The organism is Citrobacter sp. RHBSTW-00029, assembly GCF_014104295.1.
GTDB classification, from domain to species: domain Bacteria; phylum Pseudomonadota; class Gammaproteobacteria; order Enterobacterales; family Enterobacteriaceae; genus Citrobacter; species Citrobacter youngae.
In genome coordinates this window covers 4,623,033-4,639,781 of record NZ_JABXRT010000001.1, presented here as the reverse complement: position 1 = coordinate 4,639,781, position 16,749 = coordinate 4,623,033, and the positions used below count along the sequence as shown (strand labels likewise).

Here is a 16,749-nt window from a genome sequence, read left to right as displayed (position 1 = left end):
TAACCGGACATGGCTAACTTTTTTATCAGGCGTCCTATTTTTGCCTGGGTACTGGCCATCATTCTGATGATGGCGGGGGCTCTGGCAATCATGCAACTCCCTGTGGCACAGTACCCGACCATTGCTCCCCCTGCGGTTGCCATTACCGCCACCTATCCAGGTGCGGATGCGCAGACGGTACAGGACACTGTTACGCAGGTTATCGAACAGAATATGAACGGTATCGATAACCTGATGTATATGTCCTCCACCAGCGACTCCGCCGGGAGTGTGACCATCACGCTGACCTTCCAGTCTGGTACCGACCCCGATATCGCCCAGGTTCAGGTGCAAAACAAACTGCAACTCGCCACGCCGTTACTGCCGCAGGAAGTCCAGCAGCAGGGGATCGGCGTTGAGAAATCCAGCAGCAGCTTTTTAATGGTCGCGGGGTTTGTTTCTGATAACCCGCAAACCACGCAGGATGACATTTCCGACTACGTCGCCTCAAACGTTAAAGACTCAATCAGCCGTCTTAATGGCGTGGGTGACGTGCAACTGTTTGGCGCGCAGTACGCTATGCGTATTTGGCTGGATGCGAACTTGTTGAACAAGTACCAGCTTACGCCGGTTGATGTGATCAATCAGTTGAAAGTCCAGAACGATCAAATTGCCGCGGGTCAGTTAGGGGGGACGCCTGCATTACCTAACCAGCAGCTTAACGCTTCTATCATTGCGCAAACGCGACTGAAAGATCCTGAAGAGTTCGGCAAAGTCACTTTACGTGTGAACAGCGATGGTTCGGTTGTTCACCTGAAGGATGTTGCGCGGATCGAGTTGGGTGGTGAGAACTACAACGTCGTGGCGCGTATTAACGGTAAGCCTGCATCTGGCCTCGGTATTAAGCTGGCAACCGGGGCAAACGCGCTGGATACCGCTAACGCCATCAAAGCCAAGCTGGTTGAGCTGCAACCGTTCTTCCCGCAGGGAATGAAGGTAGTCTATCCGTACGACACCACGCCGTTTGTGACCATCTCCATTCATGAAGTGGTGAAAACGCTGTTTGAGGCGATCGTACTGGTGTTCCTGGTCATGTATTTGTTCCTGCAGAACATCCGGGCAACACTCATTCCAACTATCGCGGTACCCGTCGTGTTGTTGGGTACATTTGCCGTACTTGCCGCGTTTGGCTACTCGATAAACACCCTGACGATGTTCGGGATGGTGCTCGCCATTGGTCTATTGGTCGATGATGCGATAGTGGTGGTGGAAAACGTCGAACGTGTGATGATGGAAGATAATCTGCCTCCTAAAGAGGCGACGGAAAAATCCATGTCACAAATTCAGGGAGCGTTGGTCGGTATCGCCATGGTGTTGTCTGCGGTCTTTATCCCGATGGCCTTCTTTGGCGGATCAACCGGGGCTATCTACCGGCAGTTCTCCATCACCATCGTCTCCGCCATGGCGCTTTCTGTACTGGTCGCACTGATCCTGACTCCCGCACTTTGCGCAACGCTGCTGAAGCCGTTATCAGCCGAGCATCACGAGAAAAAAAGCGGTTTCTTTGGCTGGTTTAATGCCAAATTTGATCACAGCGTCAATCACTACACCAATAGCGTCAGCGGTATTGTGCGTAAAACCGGGCGTTACCTGGTTGTCTACCTGATCATCGTGATCGGCATGGCGGTGCTGTTTATGCGTCTGCCGACCTCCTTCCTGCCGGAAGAAGATCAGGGCGTATTTATGACCATGATCCAGCTCCCGGCGGGGGCAACACAAGAGCGCACCCAGAAAGTGCTGGATCAGGTCACCCAGTATTATCTGAACAATGAGAAAGCTAACGTCGCAAGCGTCTTCACGGTTAACGGCTTTAGCTTCAGCGGTCAGGGGCAAAACTCCGGTCTGGCGTTCGTCAGCCTCAAGCCCTGGAATGAGCGTAGCGGAGAGGAAAACAGCGCCGAAGCGGTCATTGCGCGCGCCACTCGCGCCTTCAGCCAGATCCGCGATGGCCTGGTCTTCCCCTTCAACATGCCGGCTATTGTTGAGCTGGGTACCGCAACCGGCTTCGACTTCGAGCTGATCGATCAGGGTGGTCTGGGACATACGGCGTTAACGCAAGCACGTAACCAACTGCTGGGTATGGTGGCAAAACACCCAGATTTGTTAGTCCGCGTGCGTCCGAACGGCCTGGAAGATACTCCCCAGTTCAAACTGGACGTCGATCAGGAGAAAGCGCAAGCGCTGGGCATTTCGCTGTCGGACATTAACGAGACGATCTCTGCATCGTTGGGCGGCTATTACGTCAATGACTTTATTGACCGCGGCCGGGTGAAGAAAGTGTACGTTCAGGCGGATGCTAAATTCCGCATGCTGCCAACGGACATCAGTAATCTGTATATCCGCAGTGCCAATGGTGAGATGGTTCCGTTCTCTGCGTTCAGCGCATCGCATTGGATCTATGGTTCACCCCGCCTGGAGCGTTACAACGGTATGCCATCCATGGAAATACTGGGGGAAGCCGCGCCGGGTCGAAGTACCGGTGAAGCGATGGCGCTGATGGAAAGCCTGGCGGAAAAACTGCCAAATGGCATTGGTCATGACTGGACGGGTATGTCCTATCAGGAACGACTGTCAGGTAACCAGGCGCCTGCGCTGTATGCCATCTCGCTAATCGTTGTCTTCCTTTGCCTTGCTGCATTATATGAAAGCTGGTCGATTCCCTTCTCGGTTATGCTGGTTGTACCGCTCGGTGTGGTTGGTGCGTTGTTAGCTGCATCGCTGCGTGGGATGAATAACGACGTCTACTTCCAGGTGGGTCTGCTAACCACTATTGGACTCTCGGCTAAAAACGCCATCCTGATCGTTGAGTTTGCCAAAGACCTGATGGATAAAGAGGGCAAAGGGTTGATCGAAGCCACTCTGGAGGCATCGCGCATGCGTCTTCGCCCTATTCTGATGACATCCCTGGCATTTATTCTGGGGGTTATGCCACTGGTTATCAGCCATGGTGCAGGTAGCGGTGCGCAGAATGCTGTTGGTACCGGTGTTATGGGGGGGATGCTCACCGCAACATTGTTAGCGATCTTCTTCGTTCCCGTCTTCTTCGTTGTCGTTAAACGGCGTTTTAGCCGGCACCACGAATAATTTGTAAAAAAAGGCGTCCATGGACGCCTTTTTACATGGTGATGAGTTCTTTATTTATTAATAAGATAGACATTTAATTCTGCTGAAACATTGCAGAAAGAACTTTCAGGCGCACCCATTTCATCCATTATATTTACAATCCACATGAATTGAGATTATTCCTCATGTCAGTCTTTTTTTAAGCAGTGGTAAAATAGAGATCGAGTTCGCAGATGGCTGAGCGTTTACCTTTGCTCAATTAGCGAAACGCTTATTTTTGAGGTAACACCATGAAAAGATTAATACCCGTTGCACTGCTTACCGCATTACTGGCTGGCTGTGCACACGATTCCCCTTGCGTGCCTGTCTATGACGATCAAGGGCGTCTGGTTCATACCAATACCTGTATGAAAGGCACCACGCAGGATAACTGGGAAACTGCAGGCGCGATAGCCGGTGGTGCAGCCGCAGTTGCCGGCTTGACGCTTGGGATAGTTGCCTTGACGAAATAAATAATCATAAAAGCGCGGCCGTTGCCGCGCTTTTAGCCATAATGATTAAATCTTTATATAAGACAAAACGTTGGTTCATAGCATCGCTCATAAAATAAAATTATTATAGATTCGCTTCACATATCCATGACCTCAAATTAGCATTTTCTCTATTCTTCGTTATAACGCACATCCCTTTCATTATTCTCACGCTACGGATATTCACGCCCGAAATTGTTATCATGCGTCCAGTCTGATTTTTAAATTTTTTGCGCCAAAATGTGGCTTACGTTTCAATTTTGCACCACTTCAGGGCGCTGCATTTATTTTTTCCTGTCTACACTCTGCATATTGCGTCGAATAATCGTGCGCAAAAACCTGGCACTACCTTTGCTTAGAAGAGTATGGCCATAGCCACAGACAGGAAAAAGACGTTTTCAGAACGTTTCCATAACAATAATTCCTCCACACAGGATGCTCTATGAAAAAGATGATAATAGCCAGCCTGGCTACGGCCGGCGTGCTGCTTGCGGTTGCAAATCAGGCACATGCCGGCGCAACTCTCGATGCCGTAAAGAAAAAGGGGTTTGTGCAGTGTGGTATCAGTGATGGCCTGCCTGGTTTTTCTTACGCTGATGCAAGCGGTAAATTCTCTGGTATTGATGTCGATGTATGTCGTGGCGTTGCCGCTGCCGTATTTGGTGATGACAGCAAAGTAAAATATACCCCACTCACCGCCAAAGAACGCTTTACCGCACTACAATCTGGCGAAGTCGACATGCTCTCTCGTAATACCACATGGACCTCCTCTCGTGATGCAGGAATGGGAATGTCTTTCACTGGCGTAACGTATTACGACGGCATTGGTTTTCTTACCCACAATAAAGCGGGCCTGAAGAGCGCTAAAGAACTGGATGGCGCAACGGTTTGTATTCAGGCAGGAACAGATACTGAACTGAATGTGGCCGACTACTTTAAAGCCAATAACATGAAGTATACCCCTGTCACCTTTGATCGTTCTGATGAGTCCGCTAAAGCGCTGGAATCAGGGCGCTGCGATACGCTTGCTTCCGACCAGTCTCAGTTGTACGCCCTGCGGATCAAACTGAGCAACCCCGCAGAATGGATTGTACTGCCAGAAGTTATTTCTAAAGAACCACTGGGGCCAGTCGTGCGTCGTGGTGACGATGAGTGGTTCTCGATTGTTCGCTGGACGTTGTTCGCTATGCTGAACGCCGAAGAGATGGGTGTTAACTCAAAAAATGTTGACGAAAAAGCGGCAAATCCTGCAACACCGGATATGGCGCACCTGTTAGGTAAAGAGGGGGACTATGGCAAGGATCTGAAACTTGATAACAAATGGGCTTACAACATTATCAAGCAGGTAGGTAACTACTCGGAGATCTTTGAACGTAACGTTGGATCGGAAAGCCCGTTGAAGATCAAGCGTGGACAGAACAACCTCTGGAATAACGGCGGCATTCAATATGCGCCACCAGTGCGCTAATGCGTAGTGATGTAATGGGCGCCGCTTCCGCGGCGCTCAGTCCAGAGTCATAGTTACCGAGGTTTTCTTATGTCCCATCGCCGCTCAACCGTAAAAGGATCGTTATCCTTTTCTAACCCTGCGGTCCGCGCCTGGTTATTTCAAATACTCGCTGTGATTGCAGTCGTTAGCATTGCGGTCTATCTCATTCATAACACCATTAATAACCTGAGCAGTCGCGGTATTACCTCGGGCTTTTCTTTTCTCGAACGCAGTGCCGGATTTGGTATCGTCCAGCATCTGATTGATTACGAGCAAGGCGATACCTATGGCCGCGTCTTTATCGTCGGTCTGCTTAACACACTGCTAGTCTCCGCATTGTGCATTGTTTTCGCATCATTTCTTGGCTTTTTTCTCGGACTGGCAAGGCTGTCGGATAACTGGTTACTGCGAAAGCTCTCTACGATTTATATCGAAACGTTCCGCAATATCCCGCCATTGCTGCAGATCTTCTTTTGGTATTTTGCCGTATTGCGGAATTTGCCCGGACCGCGGCAGGCTGTTAGTACCCTGGATCTGGTCTTTCTGAGCAATCGCGGGCTCTACATTCCGGCACCACAGATGGGAGAAGGTCTGATTACCTTCTGTGCCGCAATCATGCTTGCCGTCATCATCACCATTGGGTTATTTCGCTTCAACAAAATGCACCAGACCAAAACAGGCCAGTTGCGCCGAACATGGCCAACAGCCCTGATGCTAATCGTGTTTCTACCGATGATTTCACATTGGATTTTCGGTGCGGCGCTGCACTGGGATATCCCTGAACTGCGCGGGTTTAACTTCCGTGGCGGTATGGTGCTTATTCCCGAACTGGCTGCCCTGACGCTGGCGCTTTCGGTGTATACCTCAGCGTTTATTGCTGAAATTATCCGGGCGGGGATTCAGGCTGTTCCTTATGGCCAACATGAAGCAGCACGCTCGCTGGGCCTGCCAAATCCGGTAACGCTGCGCCAGGTGATCATCCCACAGGCGCTGCGCGTCATCATTCCCCCATTGACCAGCCAGTATCTGAATATCGTCAAGAACTCGTCTCTCGCAGCCGCCATTGGCTATCCGGATATGGTGTCATTGTTTGCCGGTACTGTGCTCAATCAAACAGGACAGGCCATCGAAACTATCGCCATCACCATGTCGGTGTACCTGATCATCAGCCTGAGCATTTCTCTGTTGATGAATATTTATAACCGCCGCATCGCACTGATTGAGCGCTAAGGAGCCATGATGACAAAAGCACTGCTGTCTCGCCCCGCGCGCCCGAGCAGTAACCAGGCAAGTCGCATTCTATTTTGGGTACGTAAAAACCTGTTCTCTAGTTGGTCAAACAGCCTGCTCACATTGCTATGCGTGTGGCTTATTTGGTCGTTCCTTCCCCCGCTGTTGAACTGGGCATTCCTGCAGGCCAACTGGGTCGGTTCTAGCCGGGCCGATTGTACAAAAGCAGGGGCTTGCTGGGTTTTCATCCATGAACGCTTCGGGCAATTTATGTATGGACTGTATCCACACGATCAACGCTGGCGCGTCAATCTGGCTCTGATTATTGGTCTGCTTTCCTTCATCCCGATGTTCTTGAAAATCATCCCCCACCGTGGCCGCTATATCGCCGTCTGGGCCGTCATTTATCCAGTGGTGGTTTGGTGGCTGATGTACGGGGGTTTTTTCGGGCTTGAGCGCGTAGAAACTCGCCAGTGGGGTGGATTAACACTGACGCTTATCATCGCATCCGTGGGTATTGCAGGCGCGCTTCCGTGGGGCATTTTACTGGCGTTAGGCCGCCGTTCTCATATGCCGATCGTGCGTGTTTTATCGGTCATTTTCATTGAGTTCTGGCGTGGTGTGCCGCTTATAACCGTCCTGTTTATGTCCTCAGTCATGCTCCCGCTATTTATGTCAGAGGGTACAACTATCGACAAACTTATTCGGGCACTGGTTGGTGTCATTCTCTTCCAGTCAGCCTATGTTGCTGAAGTGGTACGCGGAGGATTACAGGCCTTACCAAAAGGTCAATATGAAGCGGCTGAATCACTGGCGCTTGGGTACTGGAAAACGCAGGGGTTGGTTATTCTTCCCCAGGCGCTGAAGCTGGTCATTCCCGGCCTGGTCAATACCATCATCGCGCTATTCAAGGATACCAGCCTGGTCATTATCATCGGCCTGTTTGATCTCTTTAGCAGCGTCCAGCAAGCAACTGTCGACCCGGCCTGGCTGGGAATGTCGACAGAAGGATATGTTTTCGCTGCACTGATTTACTGGGTTTTCTGTTTCAGCATGTCGCGTTATAGCCAGCATCTGGAAAAACGTTTTAACACCGGGCGTACACCGCACTGAGGAATTTATGAGCCAAATAGTAATGCCATCCACTGACGCGATGATTACGCTGGAAAACGTCAACAAATGGTATGGGCAGTTTCATGTCCTGAAAAATATCAACCTACAGGTAAAACAGGGAGAGCGTATCGTATTGTGTGGGCCTTCTGGTTCCGGAAAATCGACGACTATTCGCTGTATTAACCATCTGGAAGAACATCAGCAAGGGCGTATTGTCGTGGATGGAATCGAGCTCAACGAAGATATCCGCAATATCGAACGTGTCAGACAGGAAGTTGGCATGGTCTTTCAGCACTTTAATCTCTTCCCTCATTTAACGGTTCTGCAAAACTGCACACTGGCTCCTATTTGGGTGCAAAAGATGCCGAAGAAAGAAGCCGAAGTGCTGGCAATGCACTACCTTGAGCGTGTCCGCATTGCTGAACATGCACATAAATATCCCGGGCAAATTTCCGGTGGTCAGCAACAGCGTGTCGCTATTGCGCGCTCGCTGTGTATGAAACCCAAAATCATGCTGTTTGACGAACCCACGTCAGCGTTAGATCCCGAAATGGTAAAGGAAGTGCTGGATACGATGATTGGCCTGGCGCAATCGGGAATGACAATGCTGTGTGTAACACATGAAATGGGGTTCGCCCGCACGGTAGCGGATCGGGTGATCTTTATGGATCTTGGAGAGATTGTCGAACAGGCGCCTCCAGATGAATTTTTTGCCCATCCTAAATCCGAACGAACCCGTGCCTTTTTATCGCAGGTTATACATTAACGCCCAATTGCCTGCACGTATCAGACCGACAGAAATATCAACCTCGTGGGGCCGGGTAAAGCGTTTACGCGTATCCGGCCTCTTTTCCGTGATACGTTAAAGACGCAAAAAGGCCCGGTCTTTCGACCGGGCCTTTCGCTTTTATTTGATGCCTGGCAGTTCCCTACTCTCGCATGGGGAGACCCCACACTACCATCGGCGCTACGGCGTTTCACTTCTGAGTTCGGCATGGGGTCAGGTGGGACCACCGCGCTACAGCCGCCAGGCAAATTCTTTACTAAGTGCCAAACTTTAACCCGAAAAACTGGTGCTGATACCCAGAGTCGAACTGGGGACCTCACCCTTACCAAGGGTGCGCTCTACCAACTGAGCCATATCAGCACACTAAATTTGATGCCTGGCAGTTCCCTACTCTCGCATGGGGAGACCCCACACTACCATCGGCGCTACGGCGTTTCACTTCTGAGTTCGGCATGGGGTCAGGTGGGACCACCGCGCTACAGCCGCCAGGCAAATTCTGTTTATCAACACACCTCTTGGGCATGTCGATGTAATCTGTAATCAAGCTGAAATCGATGTCTGTCTTTCGCCAAAACACCTTCGGCGTTGTAAGGTTAAGCCTCACGGTTCATTAGTATCGGTTAGCTCAATGTATCGCTACACTTACACACCCGACCTATCAACGTCGTCGTCTTCAACGTTCCTTCAGGAGACTTATAGTCTCAGGGAGAACTCATCTCGGGGCAAGTTTCGTGCTTAGATGCTTTCAGCACTTATCTCTTCCGCATTTAGCTACCGGGCAATGCCATTGGCATGACAACCCGAACACCAGTGATGCGTCCACTCCGGTCCTCTCGTACTAGGAGCAGCCCCCCTCAATTCTCCAGCGCCCACGGCAGATAGGGACCGAACTGTCTCACGACGTTCTAAACCCAGCTCGCGTACCACTTTAAATGGCGAACAGCCATACCCTTGGGACCTACTTCAGCCCCAGGATGTGATGAGCCGACATCGAGGTGCCAAACACCGCCGTCGATATGAACTCTTGGGCGGTATCAGCCTGTTATCCCCGGAGTACCTTTTATCCGTTGAGCGATGGCCCTTCCATTCAGAACCACCGGATCACTAAGACCTGCTTTCGCACCTGCTCGAGCCGTCACTCTCGCAGTCAAGCTAGCTTATGCCTTTGCACTAACCTCCTGATGTCCGACCAGGATTAGCTAACCTTCGTGCTCCTCCGTTACTCTTTAGGAGGAGACCGCCCCAGTCAAACTACCCACCAGACACTGTCCGCAACCCGGATTACGGGTCCACGTTAGAACACCAGCCATTAAAGGGTGGTATTTCAAGGTTGGCTCCATGCAGACTGGCGTCCACACTTCAAAGCCTCCCACCTATCCTACACATCAAGGACCAGTGTTCAGTGTCAAGCTATAGTAAAGGTTCACGGGGTCTTTCCGTCTTGCCGCGGGTACACTGCATCTTCACAGCGAGTTCAATTTCACTGAGTCTCGGGTGGAGACAGCCTGGCCATCATTACGCCATTCGTGCAGGTCGGAACTTACCCGACAAGGAATTTCGCTACCTTAGGACCGTTATAGTTACGGCCGCCGTTTACCGGGGCTTCGATCAAGAGCTTCTCCTTACGGATAACCCCATCAATTAACCTTCCGGCACCGGGCAGGCGTCACACCGTATACGTCCACTTTCGTGTTTGCACAGTGCTGTGTTTTTAATAAACAGTTGCAGCCAGCTGGTATCTTCGACTGATTTCAGCTCCATGAGTAAATCACTTCACCTACATATCAGCGTGCCTTCTCCCGAAGTTACGGCACCATTTTGCCTAGTTCCTTCACCCGAGTTCTCTCAAGCGCCTTGGTATTCTCTACCTGACCACCTGTGTCGGTTTGGGGTACGATTTCGTGTTACCTGATGCTTAGAGGCTTTTCCTGGAAGCAGGGCATTTGTTACTTCAGCACCGTAGTGCCTCGTCATCACACCTCAGCGTTAGTAGTGTTCCGGATTTACCTAAAACACCCGCCTACATGCTTAAACCGGGACAACCGTCGCCCGGCTAACATAGCCTTCTCCGTCCCCCCTTCGCAGTAACACCAAGTACAGGAATATTAACCTGTTTCCCATCGACTACGCCTTTCGGCCTCGCCTTAGGGGTCGACTCACCCTGCCCCGATTAACGTTGGACAGGAACCCTTGGTCTTCCGGCGTGCGGGTTTTTCACCCGCATTATCGTTACTTATGTCAGCATTCGCACTTCTGATACCTCCAGCATGCCTCACGACACACCTTCAACGGCTTACAGAACGCTCCCCTACCCAACAACACATAGTGTCGCTGCCGCAGCTTCGGTGCACAGTTTAGCCCCGTTACATCTTCCGCGCAGGCCGACTCGACCAGTGAGCTATTACGCTTTCTTTAAATGATGGCTGCTTCTAAGCCAACATCCTGGCTGTCTGTGCCTTCCCACATCGTTTCCCACTTAACTGTGACTTTGGGACCTTAGCTGGCGGTCTGGGTTGTTTCCCTCTTCACGACGGACGTTAGCACCCGCCGTGTGTCTCCCGTGATAACATTCTTCGGTATTCGCAGTTTGCATCGGGTTGGTAAGTCGGGATGACCCCCTAGCCGAAACAGTGCTCTACCCCCGAAGATGAGTTCACGAGGCGCTACCTAAATAGCTTTCGGGGAGAACCAGCTATCTCCCGGTTTGATTGGCCTTTCACCCCCAGCCACAAGTCATCCGCTAATTTTTCAACATTAGTCGGTTCGGTCCTCCAGTTAGTGTTACCCAACCTTCAACCTGCCCATGGCTAGATCACCGGGTTTCGGGTCTATACCCTGCAACTTAACGCCCAGTTAAGACTCGGTTTCCCTTCGGCTCCCCTATTCGGTTAACCTTGCTACAGAATATAAGTCGCTGACCCATTATACAAAAGGTACGCAGTCACCCCATAAAGAGGCTCCCACTGCTTGTACGTACACGGTTTCAGGTTCTTTTTCACTCCCCTCGCCGGGGTTCTTTTCGCCTTTCCCTCACGGTACTGGTTCACTATCGGTCAGTCAGGAGTATTTAGCCTTGGAGGATGGTCCCCCCATATTCAGACAGGATACCACGTGTCCCGCCCTACTCTTCGAGTTCACAACCTGTGCATTTTGGTGTACGGGACTATCACCCTGTACCGTCGGACTTTCCAGACCGTTCCACTAACACACAAGCTGATTCAGACTCTGGGCTGCTCCCCGTTCGCTCGCCGCTACTGGGGGAATCTCGGTTGATTTCTTTTCCTCGGGGTACTTAGATGTTTCAGTTCCCCCGGTTCGCTTCATTACGCTATGGATTCACGTAATGATAGTGTGACGAATCACACTGGGTTTCCCCATTCGGAAATCGCCGGTTATAACGGTTCATATCACCTTACCGACGCTTATCGCAGATTAGCACGTCCTTCATCGCCTCTGACTGCCAGGGCATCCACCGTGTACGCTTAGTCGCTTAACCTCACAACCCGAAGATGTTTCTTTCGATTCATCATCGACTTGCAAAAATTTGAGAGACTCGAACACACTATTTTTCATTTCTTATTACGGAGAAATGAAACAGTGTGTCGTTTCAATTTTCAGCTTGATCCAGATTTTTAAAGAGCAAAACTTCTTAATGCACTCGAAAGTACATTCAGAAGTTCATCATTCATCAGACAATCTGTGTGAGCACTACAAAGAACGCTTCTTTAAGGTAAGGAGGTGATCCAACCGCAGGTTCCCCTACGGTTACCTTGTTACGACTTCACCCCAGTCATGAATCACAAAGTGGTAAGCGCCCTCCCGAAGGTTAAGCTACCTACTTCTTTTGCAACCCACTCCCATGGTGTGACGGGCGGTGTGTACAAGGCCCGGGAACGTATTCACCGTGGCATTCTGATCCACGATTACTAGCGATTCCGACTTCATGGAGTCGAGTTGCAGACTCCAATCCGGACTACGACGCACTTTATGAGGTCCGCTTGCTCTCGCGAGGTCGCTTCTCTTTGTATGCGCCATTGTAGCACGTGTGTAGCCCTACTCGTAAGGGCCATGATGACTTGACGTCATCCCCACCTTCCTCCAGTTTATCACTGGCAGTCTCCTTTGAGTTCCCGGCCGAACCGCTGGCAACAAAGGATAAGGGTTGCGCTCGTTGCGGGACTTAACCCAACATTTCACAACACGAGCTGACGACAGCCATGCAGCACCTGTCTCAGAGTTCCCGAAGGCACCAATCCATCTCTGGAAAGTTCTCTGGATGTCAAGAGTAGGTAAGGTTCTTCGCGTTGCATCGAATTAAACCACATGCTCCACCGCTTGTGCGGGCCCCCGTCAATTCATTTGAGTTTTAACCTTGCGGCCGTACTCCCCAGGCGGTCGACTTAACGCGTTAGCTCCGGAAGCCACGCCTCAAGGGCACAACCTCCAAGTCGACATCGTTTACGGCGTGGACTACCAGGGTATCTAATCCTGTTTGCTCCCCACGCTTTCGCACCTGAGCGTCAGTCTTTGTCCAGGGGGCCGCCTTCGCCACCGGTATTCCTCCAGATCTCTACGCATTTCACCGCTACACCTGGAATTCTACCCCCCTCTACAAGACTCTAGCCTGCCAGTTTCGGATGCAGTTCCCAGGTTGAGCCCGGGGATTTCACATCCGACTTGACAGACCGCCTGCGTGCGCTTTACGCCCAGTAATTCCGATTAACGCTTGCACCCTCCGTATTACCGCGGCTGCTGGCACGGAGTTAGCCGGTGCTTCTTCTGCGAGTAACGTCAATTGCTAAGGTTATTAACCTCAACACCTTCCTCCTCGCTGAAAGTACTTTACAACCCGAAGGCCTTCTTCATACACGCGGCATGGCTGCATCAGGCTTGCGCCCATTGTGCAATATTCCCCACTGCTGCCTCCCGTAGGAGTCTGGACCGTGTCTCAGTTCCAGTGTGGCTGGTCATCCTCTCAGACCAGCTAGGGATCGTCGCCTAGGTGAGCCGTTACCCCACCTACTAGCTAATCCCATCTGGGCACATCCGATGGCAAGAGGCCCGAAGGTCCCCCTCTTTGGTCTTGCGACGTTATGCGGTATTAGCTACCGTTTCCAGTAGTTATCCCCCTCCATCGGGCAGTTTCCCAGACATTACTCACCCGTCCGCCACTCGTCACCCAAGGAGCAAGCTCCTCTGTGCTACCGTTCGACTTGCATGTGTTAGGCCTGCCGCCAGCGTTCAATCTGAGCCATGATCAAACTCTTCAATTTAAGTTTGATGCTCGTGAATTAAACTTCGTAATGAATTACGTATGTTCACTCAAGAGACTTGGTATTCATTTTTCGTCTTGCGACGTTAAGAATCCGTATCTTCGAGTGCCCACACAGATTGTCTGATAAATTGTTAAAGAGCAGTTGCGACGCGCTTTAGCGCTCTGTCGCGAGGTGGCGTATATTACGCTTTCCTCTTTCAGAGTCAACCTCTTATTTTCAGGTTTTTCTCTTCAACCGAACCGGCTGTTTGTGTGAAGTGATTCACATCCGCCGTGTCGATGGAGGCGCATTATAGGGATCCCATTTTTTAGCACAAGTGTTTTTTGGATCTTTTTTGCCGAATGTTTGTTTTTCACTCCTTTCGCTACATTCCTGTGCAATTTGGCTGATTTTTGATAACTAAATCACTTGCGCAGTCTCAATAATCCAACCAAAGTCTTCATTACCGCCCTATTTTCATTGAGGTAAACATGTCTGATGTACTGCGTCCTTATAAGGATCTTTTCCCACAGATCGGCAAACGCGTCATGATCGATAGTAGTAGCGTTGTCATTGGTGATGCTCGTCTGGCTGATGATGTCGGGATTTGGCCACTGGTTGCGATTCGTGGCGACGTGAACTACGTACAGATTGGTGCCCGTACAAACATTCAGGATGGCAGCGTGCTGCATGTCACACATAAATCCACATCTAATCCGCAGGGTAACCCTCTGATCGTAGGCGAGGATGTGACTGTAGGTCATAAAGTCATGTTGCACGGCTGCATCATTGGCAACCGCGTTTTAGTCGGTATGGGATCGATTTTGCTGGATGGCGTAGTAGTAGAAGATGACGTCATGATCGGAGCGGGAAGTCTGGTCCCGCAAAACAAGCGCCTGGAGAGCGGATATCTGTATCTGGGAAGCCCGGTTAAACAAATCCGCCCACTAACTGATGAAGAGAAAGCAGGCCTACAGTACTCTGCTAACAACTACGTAAAGTGGAAAGATGAGTATTTAGGTCAGGATAACCAGACCCAACCTTGATAATCTTCCTGCTGGGCCAGGATCAATGCTTCAGCCTCTTCTTCCAGATCCCAGCGATATTCGCGAAAATTTTCAAGCCACTGTTCAGGCGTGTCGCCGCCAAAGCGATGCGCCAGCGTCTCTCCTTTGATGGCACATTTTAGCTGCATACCATGAACCATCGCCGGGAAGACGACGGAATTAATATCCGCTACCCACTCTTCCCTATCAGGAAATTGAATCGCCTGATTCATGCAGAAAGTTCCTGTTGCAGTGTTTTGATCACAGGCTCAATCTCCGGCAGTACACCATGCCAGAGCAAAACAGCATGTGCCGCTTGCCCCACCAGCATTCCCAAACCATCGGCACAATGTTTTGCACCATGTGATACGCACCAGGAAAGGAACGGGGTATTCCCCTTTTGGTAGAACATGTCGTAGCAATAAACCGAAGAATGAATAAGCGATGCAGGAATGGCTGGAACATCACCGCTAATACCACTGGACGTTGCGTTGATGATCAGATCGAAGGCATCATTATCCAGATCATCCATTCCCACCGCCTGAACGCTGCCGGTATGGGAGAAGATCTGCGCCAATTCTTCAGCACGTGAGGCGGTACGATTAACAATAGTCACCGCGCAATCCATAGAGAGGAGGGGCAGCAACACGCCACGGGACGCTCCACCAGCCCCAATCAGCAGGATACGAGACCCGGGATGAATGAAAGACAAACGCTCAAGATCGCTAAGCAGGCCGATACCATCGGTGTTATCACCCAGTAAACGCCCATCATCCAGCCGTTTTAGAGTATTGACCGCCCCAGCCAGCGATGCCCGCTCTGTGAGTTCATCAGCGCGCGCAAACGCCTCTTCTTTAAAGGGAACGGTAACATTAGCCCCTTTCCCCCCACCAGCAAAAAAGGCATTGAGCGTATTCACAAAGTTATTGATGGGCGCCAACACCCGACCATAAGAGTGATCAATCTTCAGCTGCTCTGCAAATTGCTGATGAATAAAAGGCGATTTGCTGTGCGCTACCGGATTACCAAAAACAGCATAGGCTTCTTTCATATTACCCCTGTCGAAACTGTTCACCCGTCAAAGCATCTCTGATTTCCGAGGGATTCAAACGTCCGCCGGTATGACCTTCAACCACTGGAAAATCTTCCCCGAACTGCGCTCGTACTTCCTCTACCGTTCTGCAGGGTGGCAGTCCACTCAGGTTGGCACTAGTAGAAACTAACGGCTTGCCATAAGCCTGGCACAATGCAACCACCAGCGGGTGATCCGTGACGCGCACGGCGAGCGAATCAAAACGGCCGGTCAGCCAACGCGGCGTTGTCGCAGGCGCCGGGAACACGAAGGTGACAGGGCCAGGCCAGCGCGCGAAAACAGCTTCACGTTGAGCATCGGTGAGCATGCTGTCATCAATATACGGTTTGAGTTGATCAAAGTTTGCCGCAATCAAAATCAAACCCTTATCTATTGGACGTTGTTTGAGTTCCAACAAACGCGTTACCGCCGTTTCACTGTCAGGATCACACCCGACACCAAAAACGGCTTCTGTTGGATAAGCGATGACATTTTCTTGTTGCAGAACCTCTATCGCGGCAGCGATGGGGTCCGTGGGCAGGTTTTTATTCACTTTTTTATTCCGCCGGGATCGGCTTTCCACATTGTTTACTGGCACAGAAATGCTTCACACCCTGCGCGGTTTTCTTTTCGATGAGAAGCGGATAATGACACTCAGGACATTCTCCGGATAACGGTTTGAAGTTAATGACAAACTGGCACTCCGGATAGCGATCGCAGGAGTAAAAGGTTTTGCCATAGCGGGAACGCCGCTGGACAAGATGACCAGTCTGGCATTGAGGACAGACAATTGCTGTTTCATCAGGCTTGTCGATGAGCTCGGTGTGCTCGCACGCAGGATAGTCACTGCATCCAATGAACATACCGAATCGTCCCTGTCTCAGCACCAGTTCAGCGCCACATGCAGGACAAAGCTTACCCTCCAGAACTTTGACAATATGTCCGTCCGCGGAAGATTTCAGCGGACGGATGTAATCGCATTCTGGATAGTGTGAACAACCGAGAAACGGACCGTGTTTCCCGGAACGAATAACCAATTCAGCTCCGCATTGTGGGCAGGGCTCATTTTTACGCACCGTGAACAGTGCTGATTTAGCCATAACAACTCATACTGAATGAAGATTG

11 protein-coding genes, 1 tRNA gene and 4 rRNA genes are annotated in these 16,749 nt (G+C 50.8%); 7 read left to right on the top strand and 9 right to left on the bottom strand.

The features are described 5' to 3' along the window. Positions 1 to 9: 9 nt before the first annotated feature. The 6 genes from HV041_RS22445 to HV041_RS22420 all read left to right on the top strand — a co-directional run bounded on the left by HV041_RS22445 (position 10) and on the right by HV041_RS22420 (position 8,230). Complete coding sequence (locus tag HV041_RS22445) at positions 10 to 3,123, top strand: efflux RND transporter permease subunit (protein ID WP_121585127.1); 3,114 nt, start codon at positions 10 to 12, stop codon at positions 3,121 to 3,123. 269 nt (positions 3,124 to 3,392) lie between these two features. After that, positions 3,393 to 3,614, top strand: a complete 222-nt coding sequence (locus HV041_RS22440) for a membrane protein (RefSeq protein WP_048213468.1) — start codon at positions 3,393 to 3,395, stop codon at positions 3,612 to 3,614. Between the two features lie 460 nt (positions 3,615 to 4,074). Next, positions 4,075 to 5,100: an amino acid ABC transporter substrate-binding protein gene (locus HV041_RS22435; RefSeq protein ID WP_005121390.1), complete on the top strand. Its 1,026-nt coding sequence runs from the start codon at positions 4,075 to 4,077 to the stop codon at positions 5,098 to 5,100. Positions 5,101 to 5,169: 69 nt separating this feature from the next. Further along, complete coding sequence (locus HV041_RS22430) at positions 5,170 to 6,351, top strand: amino acid ABC transporter permease (protein WP_121585128.1); 1,182 nt, start codon at positions 5,170 to 5,172, stop codon at positions 6,349 to 6,351. 9 nt (positions 6,352 to 6,360) lie between these two features. Further along, positions 6,361 to 7,464: an amino acid ABC transporter permease gene (locus HV041_RS22425; protein ID WP_048213471.1), complete on the top strand. Its 1,104-nt coding sequence runs from the start codon at positions 6,361 to 6,363 to the stop codon at positions 7,462 to 7,464. A gap of 7 nt (positions 7,465 to 7,471) precedes the next feature. Next, positions 7,472 to 8,230, top strand: a complete 759-nt coding sequence (locus HV041_RS22420) for an amino acid ABC transporter ATP-binding protein (protein ID WP_048213472.1) — start codon at positions 7,472 to 7,474, stop codon at positions 8,228 to 8,230. Between the two features lie 150 nt (positions 8,231 to 8,380). On the opposite strand, the gene rrf (HV041_RS22415) is transcribed toward HV041_RS22420, so the two are convergent. The 5 genes from rrf (HV041_RS22415) to HV041_RS22395 all read right to left on the bottom strand — a co-directional run bounded on the left by rrf (HV041_RS22415) (position 8,381) and on the right by HV041_RS22395 (position 13,524). Further along, positions 8,381 to 8,496, bottom strand: a 5S ribosomal RNA gene (gene rrf / locus HV041_RS22415). A gap of 39 nt (positions 8,497 to 8,535) precedes the next feature. After that, a tRNA-Thr gene (locus HV041_RS22410) sits at positions 8,536 to 8,611 on the bottom strand. A gap of 14 nt (positions 8,612 to 8,625) precedes the next feature. Beyond that, positions 8,626 to 8,741: ribosomal RNA gene (gene rrf, locus HV041_RS22405) — 5S ribosomal RNA — on the bottom strand. Between the two features lie 99 nt (positions 8,742 to 8,840). Further along, a 23S ribosomal RNA gene (locus HV041_RS22400) occupies positions 8,841 to 11,747 on the bottom strand. Positions 11,748 to 11,982: 235 nt separating this feature from the next. Next, positions 11,983 to 13,524 (bottom strand): 16S ribosomal RNA (locus tag HV041_RS22395). Together the 16S, 23S and 5S rRNA genes with 1 tRNA gene alongside form the textbook arrangement of a ribosomal RNA operon. A gap of 473 nt (positions 13,525 to 13,997) precedes the next feature. On the opposite strand from HV041_RS22395, the gene HV041_RS22390 reads away from it, so the two are divergent. Then, positions 13,998 to 14,552, top strand: coding sequence for a gamma carbonic anhydrase family protein (locus tag HV041_RS22390; RefSeq protein ID WP_121585129.1), 555 nt, complete (start codon positions 13,998 to 14,000; stop codon positions 14,550 to 14,552). Here HV041_RS22390 and HV041_RS22385 read toward each other — a convergent pair. From HV041_RS22385 to HV041_RS22370, 4 genes are read right to left on the bottom strand one after another with little or no spacing between them, the layout of a single operon-like run. Then, positions 14,528 to 14,785, bottom strand: coding sequence for a DUF1488 domain-containing protein (locus HV041_RS22385; protein WP_121585130.1), 258 nt, complete (start codon positions 14,783 to 14,785; stop codon positions 14,528 to 14,530). The two genes, HV041_RS22390 and HV041_RS22385, sit on opposite strands and share 25 nt — an antisense overlap. Beyond that, positions 14,782 to 15,603, bottom strand: coding sequence for a shikimate dehydrogenase (aroE, locus tag HV041_RS22380; RefSeq protein WP_121585131.1), 822 nt, complete (start codon positions 15,601 to 15,603; stop codon positions 14,782 to 14,784). Before aroE ends, HV041_RS22385 begins: the two co-directional genes overlap by 4 nt. 1 nt (position 15,604) lies before the next feature. Further along, on the bottom strand, positions 15,605 to 16,177 hold the full coding sequence (gene tsaC, locus HV041_RS22375; RefSeq protein WP_121585132.1) for an L-threonylcarbamoyladenylate synthase type 1 TsaC: 573 nt from the start codon (positions 16,175 to 16,177) through the stop codon (positions 15,605 to 15,607). Positions 16,178 to 16,181: 4 nt separating this feature from the next. Next, a complete protein-coding gene (locus HV041_RS22370; protein ID WP_121585133.1) occupies positions 16,182 to 16,724 on the bottom strand; it encodes a type I DNA topoisomerase in 543 nt (180 codons plus the stop codon). Positions 16,725 to 16,749: the final 25 nt, after the last annotated feature.

Coding starts and splice junctions, on each gene's coding strand:
- HV041_RS22445 (WP_121585127.1), top strand. CDS start 10: ATGGCTAACTTTTTTATCAGGCGTCCTATTTTTGCCTGGGTACTGGCC.
- HV041_RS22440 (WP_048213468.1), top strand. CDS start 3,393: ATGAAAAGATTAATACCCGTTGCACTGCTTACCGCATTACTGGCTGGC.
- HV041_RS22435 (WP_005121390.1), top strand. CDS start 4,075: ATGAAAAAGATGATAATAGCCAGCCTGGCTACGGCCGGCGTGCTGCTT.
- HV041_RS22430 (WP_121585128.1), top strand. CDS start 5,170: ATGTCCCATCGCCGCTCAACCGTAAAAGGATCGTTATCCTTTTCTAAC.
- HV041_RS22425 (WP_048213471.1), top strand. CDS start 6,361: ATGACAAAAGCACTGCTGTCTCGCCCCGCGCGCCCGAGCAGTAACCAG.
- HV041_RS22420 (WP_048213472.1), top strand. CDS start 7,472: ATGAGCCAAATAGTAATGCCATCCACTGACGCGATGATTACGCTGGAA.
- HV041_RS22390 (WP_121585129.1), top strand. CDS start 13,998: ATGTCTGATGTACTGCGTCCTTATAAGGATCTTTTCCCACAGATCGGC.
- HV041_RS22385 (WP_121585130.1), bottom strand. CDS start 14,785: ATGAATCAGGCGATTCAATTTCCTGATAGGGAAGAGTGGGTAGCGGAT.
- aroE (WP_121585131.1), bottom strand. CDS start 15,603: ATGAAAGAAGCCTATGCTGTTTTTGGTAATCCGGTAGCGCACAGCAAA.
- HV041_RS22370 (WP_121585133.1), bottom strand. CDS start 16,724: ATGGCTAAATCAGCACTGTTCACGGTGCGTAAAAATGAGCCCTGCCCA.